Here is a 6,512-nt window from a genome sequence, read left to right as displayed (position 1 = left end):
ATTTGCCAGGCCAGTTCCTCCACCAGCTTGTCCTTCATCTTCTCCAACTCTGCCACACCGGCCTTCACCAGCGCGATGCGTTCGGCCAAAGGTCGCGCCGCCCAAGGCTTTTGCGCTGTGCGGGCGTGGGCGGCGGCGGCCTGTGCCTCCGGCATCGTCAGGGGTGTGCGGGTGGCATAGGTGCTGCCATCGACAGGGGAGATCAGGTGAATATCAGCGGTCATCATATCCTCAGGGTGGTTCGGTGAGATCAGGCGCGTTCCATCAGGCGGGCGAGTTCAAAATCGGTGACGACGCGGTTGTGTTCAGAAACCTCCCACATCGCGGCATGATGATAGTGGGCAATGACATCCTCGCCGAAAGCCGCGTTCAACATCGCGGATGCTTTCATCCGCGCCGCCGCTTCACCCAGGGTTGCAGGCAGCGGGCGGGTGCCCGCACTTTGGTACAGATCGCCGCTCAATTCCGGTTCCAGTTCCAGCTTGCGCTCAATCCCGTCAAGCCCTGCGGCCAGTAGCGCGGCCATTGCAACATAGGGGTTCAGATCGGCGCCACCGATGCGGCATTCGACGCGAATCCCTTTGGTGCCTTCGCCGCAAACGCGGAAGCCGGCCGTCCTGTTGTCGCAACTCCATACTGCTTTGGTTGGCGCGAACATGCCCACGGTAAAGCGTTTGTAGCTGTTGACATAGGGTGCCAGGAAAACCGTGATGTCCTGAATATGCGCCAACTGTCCGGCAAGAAAATGGCGCATCAGGTCGGACATGCCATGTGCGCCTTTGGCATCCTGAAACGCCGGTTTGCCCTTTTTCCACAGTGATTGATGCACATGGCTGGAACTGCCGGCGCGGCGATGATCATATTTTGCCATAAAGGTCACCGAATGACCGTTGGCCCAGGCGATTTCCTTGGTCGCCTGCTTGGTGATCACATGATTGTCCGCCGTATCCAGCGCGTCGGAGTATCGGATGTTGATCTCCTCTTGCCCCGCATCCGCCTCTCCCTTGGAACATTCCACCGGGATGCCCGCGCCATAAAGCCCGTTGCGCAAGGCGCGCATGACGCCTTCTTCCTTGGTGGTCTGGAAGATCTGGTAATCCTCATTATGTGCGGAAATTGCTTGCAGATCACGGATCTGGCCGGTGCGCTGATGGCAGTTGCGCAACTCCTCATAGGAGTTCTCGAACAGGTAAAACTCCAGTTCTGTCGCCATCATCGCATCAAACCCCAAGGCATTGGCGCGCGCGACCTGACGTTTCAGGATCGCGCGGGGGGAGTGGGGGACATCCTGATGGGTATGATGGTCAAGCAAGTCACAAAGCACCAGTGCGGTGCCTTCCAGCCAGGGAATGCGCCGCAACGTCGCCATATCGGCTTTCATCACATAGTCGCCATAGCCTGCCGCCCATGAGGTGGATTTATAGCCCTGAACCGTGTTCATCTCCATATCGGTGGCAATGAGGTAGTTGCAGCAATGAGTCTCCTGCCAGGCACTGTCGAGAAAATTCTGCACATGGAACCGCTTGCCGATCAGGCGGCCCTGCATGTCCACGCCTGCGACGATGACAGTATCAATCTCACCCGCGTTCGCAGCTTTCTTCAGATCGTCAAGGCTCAGATTTCCCGGCACGTCCATTCCCTCCCTCGCGCGACCCGATCACCCCGTCGCACATGACCAATTGGTCAAAACGCTAACGCCGCAGGTTCAAGAAAACCAGCCCTGAAATGCAGCGGGAAGCGGGTTTCAATAGCCACGCACCCGGTTGACCAGATGCAGGAACGGCTCGCCTGCCTCACCGCGCCGGATGTTCTCGACCACGACGCGCGAGGCGCTCAATGGCCGTGTTTCGGCGGCAACATGCGGTGTGACGGTGACCTGCGGGTGCGCCCAGAACGGGTGATCCTGTGGCAATGGCTCAACGCGGAACACATCCAGCGTTGCATGACCGATCCCACCCGAGGTGAGTGCGGCCAGCAACGCCGCGTCGTCAATCAACGCGCCGCGTCCGGGGTTGAGGATCACAGCACCTTTCGGCAGCCAGGCCAGCGTTTCGGCGTTCAGGATATTCTCGGTTTCAACGGTTTTCGGCAGCAACAATACGGCAATTTGTGCCTTTGCAAGTGCGGCCTGCAAGCCATCGCGGCCATGATGTGTTTGCAGGCCGGGGATGTGCTTCTCCGAACGGCTCCAGCCCGTAACGGGGAACCCGAGCGCCTGCAACGCCTGCGCGCATTGCTGCCCCAACGCACCAAGACCGAGCACGGTGACCGGGCGTTCGCTGGCAAGCGGCGGACAGGCCGGATCCCAGACGCGGTCGGGGTTGACGATGTGGCGATCCATGCCGAGGTGATGGCGCAGTGTGTGGCCGACGACCCATTCCACCATCCCGGCAGTCAGCGCCGGGTCCACCATGCGACAAAGCGGCTGCGTCAGCGTCGGGTTGCCAACAATCCTTTCAACCCCGGCCCAAAGGTTCAGCACCGCTTTGCAGCGGGTGAAGGGTGTGAAATCCTCAATCTCGCCGCCGGGGGCGAAGACGATATAATCCACCAGCGCAGGGTCGGGGCAGTCTGGTGAAAGGGTGGCGTCAAGCCCCGCTTCCGTCAGCGCGCGGCGCAAAGGTGCCTCATAGGTCGGCCATCGGGACGCGCCTGCTGCGAAGTAGATTGTGACCATGCTTGCCCTCTATGCTCCGCCCGGCTGCCAGTGTTTGCCGAGTATAGGTATTTTTACCAAGATGAAATGGGAATTGGCGTTGATTTCATCTTGGTCCAAATACCTGATTCGACGCGTGATGTCAGCGCGGTCGATGAATATGGGCGCTTTGTATCAGCCCGAAGGCCGCCATCAACACCAACATGGACGAGCCCCCATAAGATACCAGCGGCAAGGGCACACCTACGACCGGTGCCAACCCCATCACCATCAACATATTGATAGCGAAATAGAAAAAGAATGTGGCGGCAATGCCAAGCGTGACAAGGCTGGCGAAGCGGTCCTTGTTCTGGATCGCGCTGGAAATGCAGAAGGCCAGAACCAGCGTATACAGGATCAAAAGTGAGAATGCTCCGACAAAGCCGAACTCCTCCGCCAGGGTGGTGAAGATGAAGTCGGTGTGTTTTTCCGGCAGGAAGTTCAACCGGCTTTGGGTGCCCTGCATGAAGCCGCGCCCGGCCCAGCCACCCGACCCCAAGGCGATCTTTGCCTGGCTGATGTGATAGCCTGCGCCCAAAGGGTCGCTTGAGGGATCGAGAAACGTGTCGATCCGGCGATACTGGTAGTCTTTCAACAATTGCCAGTCCGTGCCGCGCGACGAGATCACCGCCGTAATTGCGCCGCCAAGCAGCGCCGCGACCGCCCCGAAATAATACCAGCTTACGCCGGCGCAGAACATAACGACCGCGCCGCCGAACATCAAAAGCAAAGCGGTGCCAAGGTCCGGTTGGCCCAGAACCAGAACCGTTGGCAGCAGGATGATCGCGACCGGGATCATCACCCAAACCGGGCGCGAGGTCTTGCGGATGTCGAGCCAGTCATAATAGGCCGCAAGCAGCATGACCAGGGTGATCTTTGCCAGTTCAGACGGTTGCAACCTGATCGGCCCCAATTCGATCCAGCGCTGCGCGCCCATACCGACCGAGCCGAAAAACTCCACCGCCACCAGCAACATGATCGAAAGCCCGTAAGCCAATCCGGCGAGGTTGCGCCAGAACCAGATTGGCACGAAGCCGACAAAGAACATCACGCCGAGCCCAAGGATGAAGCGTTTGATTTGCGGTTCCGCCCACACTTCCAGCCGGCCACCGGCGACGGAATACAGCATCAGGAACCCCACCGAGGCGATTGCCGTGAGCAGAACCACCAGCGGCCAGTTGACATGCAGGATCTTGGCGGCACCGGTCGGGACGGTTTTCAGGCGGTATTCCAGAAAGCTCATGCGCGGGAGCTTTCGGGCAGATGGCCTTCGGCATCTCGCAGGATCAGCTTCTTGTGCATGGTCTCAATCCGGTTGCGCTGTGACGCCGGGTAGGCTGAAAGTGGTGGCAACCCGTCGCTCATGGCGCGCAGCAGGAAATCGCGCACGATCGGCCCCGCGACCGCAGAGCCGCCGCCGCCATGTTCCACCACAACAGCCGCTGCATAGCGCGGTGCGTCATAGGGGGCAAAGCCGACAAACAGTGCATGGTCGCGCCGGTCCCACGGTAGGTTTGCGTTGCTGATCACCCCACGCGCCCGTTCGGCGGCGGAGATATTGCGCACCTGACTGGTGCCTGACTTCCCCGCCATCCGCAGCGCCTTGTCGTCGATGCGCGCCGAATAACCGGTGCCGCGTTGACTGTTGCTGACGGAGTACATGCCTTCCCGGACCGCCTTGAGGAATTGCGCGCTCATCGCCAGATCGGGTGCTGCCTCAACCGGCGTTGCAATGTCATTGATGCTGTGGATCAGCCGGGGAGTGACGGCTTTGCCGCTCGCGATCCGCGCTGTCATCACGGCAAGTTGCAAAGGTGAGGTCAGAACGAAACCTTGCCCGATAGAGGCGTTGACGGTGTCGCCGATCACCCAGTCCTTCTTGTACCGTTCCAGCTTCCATTGCTTGTCCGGCATCAACCCGTCGGTGATCGCCGACATCGGGATGTCGTGGCGCACCCCAAGGCCGAGTTTGCGCCCGGCTTCGGCAATCGCATCAATGCCAACCTTCAGCGCGATGTCATAGAAATAGACATCACAGCTTTCCGTCAAAGCGCGTTCAAGCGTGACACGGCCATGACCCGCCCGTTTCCAACAGTGGAATTTACGGCCGCCAACCTCATAATGGCCGGGACAGTTGACCGATGTGTTGGCGTTGATCACCCCGGCTTCCAGCGCCGCGAGTGCCGTCACCATCTTGAAGGTGGAGCCGGGCGGATACGCCCCCTGCACCGATTTATTCGCCAGCGGGCGGTGGTCATTTTCCGTCAAGATGTTGTAATCGGAATAGGAAATTCCGCGTACGAACATATTGGGGTCAAACGAGGGTGCCGAGCTGATGGCGATGATATCGCCATTGGTCACGTCGATAATCACGCCCGCCGCAGATTCCTCACCCAGTCGCGCCTGCGCATAGTTTTGTACATCTGCATCAATCGTCAGGCGAATATCGGCACCGGCATCGCCTTCCTGCCGACCGAGTTCGCGCATGATGCGGCCGACAGAATTCACCTCCACCCGCCGGTTGCCGGCTTTGCCGCGCAGGGTGCTTTCCATCCATGTTTCAACCCCGATCTTGCCGATCTGAAACTTGGGCGTTTGCAGCAGTGGGTCCGGTTCATCCAGCTTGGCCAGATCACTGTCGCTGACGGGGCCGACATAGCCGACAACATGCGCGAAATCGGTATCGCGCGGATAGATGCGACTTAAGCCCACTTCGGGCGACACACCCGGCAGCGCAGGCGCATTGATCGCGACTTTCGACACGTCCTGCCAATTCAGCCGGTCGGCCACGATAATCGGCAACGGGCTGCGGCGGCGTGCCTCTTTCATCGCCCGCTCAAAATCCTCGGGAGAGATCGGCAGCAGCCCCGACATGCGGTTGAGCACATCTTCGACATTACCGGCATCATCACGGCTGATCACCACGCGGTAATTCTGCTCATTCCCGGCAATAGGCTTGCCATTGCGGTCATTGATCAACCCGCGCGCCGGTGGAATCAACCGGATAGAGATGCGGTTATCCTCGGCCAGCAGGCGGAATTCATCGGCCTGATCAATCTGCATATGGCGCATACGCGCGCCGAGCACTGCGACAACAGCGAACATCGACCCACCAAGGAACAATCCGCGCCGGGTGACCTTTTTTGCGCTTTCATCGGTGTCTTTGGCTGATCTTCTCATAGCCGTTTTCCCATTGCGTCAATTTCGCCGGTTGATGGTTTGCGCAGGTTGAGAACGCTGCGCAGCAACCACACAATAACAGGATACATCAGGATTGAACCTATCGTTTGCGTGATCGCAAAACCGAATCCCGGCTGCGTCATGAAAGAAATGGCGAAAACAAGCCGATAAGCCAGAAGCATCGCAACCATAACCCCGGCAATCAGCAGCCATTCCGCCGCGATCCCCAATTCCCGCGTCAGCGCTGAACGGGCGCGCAGAAACTCCGTCGCCAGCACGACAATCGCGGTCCACAACCCCGGTGGGCGCATCAGAATCATGTCCTCGGCAAGCACAACGGCGGCGATCAGTGCAACCGGCAAATGGTCGGGGCGCTGTGTGACCCAAGCCAGCATCAGGCACAGCAGCAGGTCAGGGCCGGGCCAATCCCCGGCAACGCTGCCCAAGGGCAACAGGCGCAGAAACAGCAAAGCCACGGCGATGACAATAAAGGCGAGCCGATAGATCCAGACCGAATTGCGCAATGAATGCAGCATCATTGCCCCGCGATAGCAGGGGCTTCGGACGGGACTTCGGTCTGTACCGCAGGCGCCGCACCGCTTGGAACCGCAATCAGGCTACCCGCATCGGTGATCGG

The 6,512-nt window shown here is 59.6% G+C and carries 6 protein-coding genes; all 6 read right to left on the bottom strand.

What is annotated here, in order from left to right; genetic code table 11:
• Window positions 1-224 (bottom strand): aldehyde dehydrogenase family protein (locus L0H65_RS12140; protein ID WP_301459315.1); only part of this gene is annotated, 224 nt, incomplete at its 3' end.
• 26 nt (window positions 225-250) lie between these two features.
• Window positions 251-1,630 (bottom strand): glutamine synthetase family protein, encoded by a 1,380-nt coding sequence (locus L0H65_RS12135; RefSeq protein ID WP_301459314.1) that lies wholly within the window; start codon window positions 1,628-1,630, stop codon window positions 251-253.
• 114 nt (window positions 1,631-1,744) lie between these two features.
• Entirely contained in the window at window positions 1,745-2,677 is a 933-nt protein-coding gene (locus L0H65_RS12130; protein WP_301459313.1) for a glyoxylate/hydroxypyruvate reductase A, read from the bottom strand.
• 121 nt (window positions 2,678-2,798) lie between these two features.
• On the bottom strand, window positions 2,799-3,938 hold the full coding sequence (gene rodA / locus L0H65_RS12125; RefSeq protein ID WP_301459312.1) for a rod shape-determining protein RodA: 1,140 nt from the start codon (window positions 3,936-3,938) through the stop codon (window positions 2,799-2,801).
• Window positions 3,935-5,875 (bottom strand): penicillin-binding protein 2, encoded by a 1,941-nt coding sequence (gene mrdA, locus L0H65_RS12120; protein ID WP_301459311.1) that lies wholly within the window; start codon window positions 5,873-5,875, stop codon window positions 3,935-3,937. The genes rodA and mrdA overlap by 4 nt, the downstream gene beginning before the upstream one ends.
• Window positions 5,872-6,411 (bottom strand): rod shape-determining protein MreD, encoded by a 540-nt coding sequence (locus L0H65_RS12115; RefSeq protein WP_301459310.1) that lies wholly within the window; start codon window positions 6,409-6,411, stop codon window positions 5,872-5,874. Before L0H65_RS12115 ends, mrdA begins: the two co-directional genes overlap by 4 nt.
• Window positions 6,412-6,512: the final 101 nt, after the last annotated feature.

The organism is Pseudorhodobacter sp. (genome assembly GCF_030452865.1).
In the GTDB taxonomy this organism is placed as follows: Bacteria; Pseudomonadota; Alphaproteobacteria; order Rhodobacterales; family Rhodobacteraceae; genus Pseudorhodobacter.
The sequence above is the reverse complement of the archived record's forward strand: the minus strand, read 5'-3'. Positions and strand labels throughout refer to the sequence as shown.